Raw genomic sequence first — 2,536 nt, forward strand, 5'->3', positions numbered from 1 at the left:
AAAGTAGTCGCCTCTCTTAAGACACAGAAGAAGACTGTAAAGAAAAAGATAGGGAAAATCGTTAAAAAAAGAGGAAAGGTGTTCACAAAAGCCCGAAAGCTACTGAACAACCTGACGAAGAAGGAACAGATTAGTAACCAGAAAAAGCTAATGAATAAACAGGTGCTTGCGGCGAACGTGGATGTGAGATATGTAAAAGGAAATGTCTATTCAAAACTAAGCAACCCACCTATGTGTCCAAATCCAAATCAGTACACAGAAGAACAAATTTATCAAATGTATATAAACGGTAATAATGAAATTATGTTTCAAATCTCTAAGGAAAAGAGAGAAGCCGTCTTAGATAGGTTAAAGAGAGAAACTGTGCAAAAAGAGATTGAAAATAAATTTCCAACAGTTATGGCTGGTTTTGATTTTGGAACAACGTTCACTCCGGCTCCGAAACCTAGGACAATCGGAAGAGTATTAGGATTAATTAATGAAGGTAAAAAACCTTCAATTGGTTCTAAGAGGCCAGGTTATTCTGGTAAGTTACCGAGTCAAGGTACGGTTGACGCAGGTGTAAATGGAGCACCAAAAGTAGATGCAGGGAAGCAAGGTAAGCATGTGCCAGGGCATGGTAATAACGTTTCAACCAAGTCACAATGGCCTGAAGGTCAAAATGGTGTACAGTTAACTCAAGAAGCGTGGATGAAAGGTACCCCAGTAAAAGCAGATGGAAGTGTAAAAACTTATGATTTTGGTAAGCCAGTTGGACCAAATGGAGAAACTAGGGTCAAAGTTCATATTGATTCAAAAGGCAATGTTCACGGCTATCCAGTACCATAATGGAGGTATATTATGAAAGAAATTTTGCTGAATACAATTGACAGATTGTATGGGAAAGGTGACTTTCAATATATTCTAGCAAAATATATTGATAAGGAATATTGGGTTAGTGAGTTCAATGATAAGGTAGAACAGATTTTCGTCGATAATCTTACCGACTTTAGTTATTCAACATGCTTTTCTTATTTTATTCAATCATCGCTGAGTCCAAACTTTAGAATAGGTAGTGATGAATTTAGCGATTATCTCAAGGAAAAGCACGAGATAACGGGAGTTATGGTTTTAATTTCAGCAATTACTCCGTATTCAGTGGTTAAATATGTTAAGTACAACTACAATGATGGGGCTGTACAATTGCATGAAGCATATTCCCCACTTAATAAAGAAACAGAGCGGATTGGTATAAGGATTATGGAAATATTAAATAATGATGGAATTCAAACGTTAGACGAAACTATTCTTAATCTTGTAGTGCCAAATATTTCATTAGAGTTAAAAGAGGAAGATGTTACAATATTTAATTGTCTTTTTGAGGATAGTTATTGAGTTGTTAAACCTTGATCGGCTTCGTGTCTTTCAAGGTTTTCCCTTTTTTTGGATGGATAGCTCAACAATTAATAGTAGGAGCGGCTAAAGGCGATAACAAGAATCAATGGAATTCAATTTTCTATGCGAGGAAAGACCAAGAGGTAAGCCCTGATATGCGTCCATGAGAAGGCTTGTAAACATTATCTACAGCATGATGAAGATAAGACAGAGTATCGGGCGGCAAGTCTAACAGAGCGTCAAGCAAGCTGATATAATGGTGGTAATTGGTAACTCAGTTGCCACCTTCTTTATCCCTAAGTTTAAGATTACAACTTAGGGAATGGGTAATCGTCCATCAAATCTCACCCCTGAAGGAGCAGGCCGAAATGGAGCGTTTAGAGAGACAAAAAGAAATAGTGGTATTCCAGTATCTCAGCAGCCGGAAAAAGTAACCCTTGCAGTTTGATAGGGGGATATATAAATGAATAAAACCACCAAAATGAAAATATTTGGGATAGCGTTGATGTTTTCATTTTTTATAGTAACTTATCCGTTTACAATAAAAGAGGAAAAAAGCTTCAAAAAGAAATTGATCAATTAACCCCTTATCCTAATTCATATTATTTAAATAGTGTTGTTATAAATAAGGTAACTAATATAGCATTTGCTAAAGCATATTCTTCAAATGATAAATTTGAAGATATTAACAATTACTATAGTTTGCAACTGAATGAATTTGGATGGAGATTGATAGAACATGAAAAAAAAAGATGAAGCTTATATGTATGGAGTTTTTTTGAATGAAGATTATAGGTATGAAGCTTATAGCTATGAAAAAGATAACTTATGTATTTCAATAATAAATGGAAAAATTAATGATTCTTACTATGATTATGAAATATTTATTGGAGGAGGTCTATGGAACCCGAATTCTTGTAAATAGTGTTAATTTATGTAAAGATTATCAGGCTACCAATCATAAATAGGTAGCCTGATAATTTTATAGTTTTATAAAAAACTTGATAATGTACAATTGAGAGAATACTATTACATGGTAAGCGTCAAACTATCCCCACATGGTTTGGCGCTTTTTTATATGCGATAATCTTCTAAAGATCAAATTTTGCGGAGGTTTTGCGATGAATAAATCTGAACTAAGAATTGAATGGGAACAAAGGAT

The 2,536-nt window shown here is 34.5% G+C and carries 3 protein-coding genes; all 3 read left to right on the top strand.

Annotation, left to right across the window (positions count from 1 at the left end; genetic code table 11):
• Positions 1 to 828 (top strand): hypothetical protein (locus GX497_00450; GenBank protein ID HHY71705.1); only part of this gene is annotated, 828 nt, incomplete at its 5' end.
• Positions 829 to 840: 12 nt separating this feature from the next.
• Complete coding sequence (locus tag GX497_00455; GenBank protein ID HHY71706.1) at positions 841 to 1,374, top strand: hypothetical protein; 534 nt, start codon at positions 841 to 843, stop codon at positions 1,372 to 1,374.
• Positions 1,375 to 2,113: 739 nt separating this feature from the next.
• A complete protein-coding gene (locus GX497_00460) occupies positions 2,114 to 2,299 on the top strand; it encodes a hypothetical protein (protein ID HHY71707.1) in 186 nt (61 codons plus the stop codon).
• The last annotated feature ends 237 nt before the right edge of the window (positions 2,300 to 2,536 follow it).

Source organism: Bacillus sp. (in: firmicutes) (assembly GCA_012842745.1).
GTDB lineage: Bacteria > Bacillota > Bacilli > Bacillales > Bacillaceae_J > Schinkia.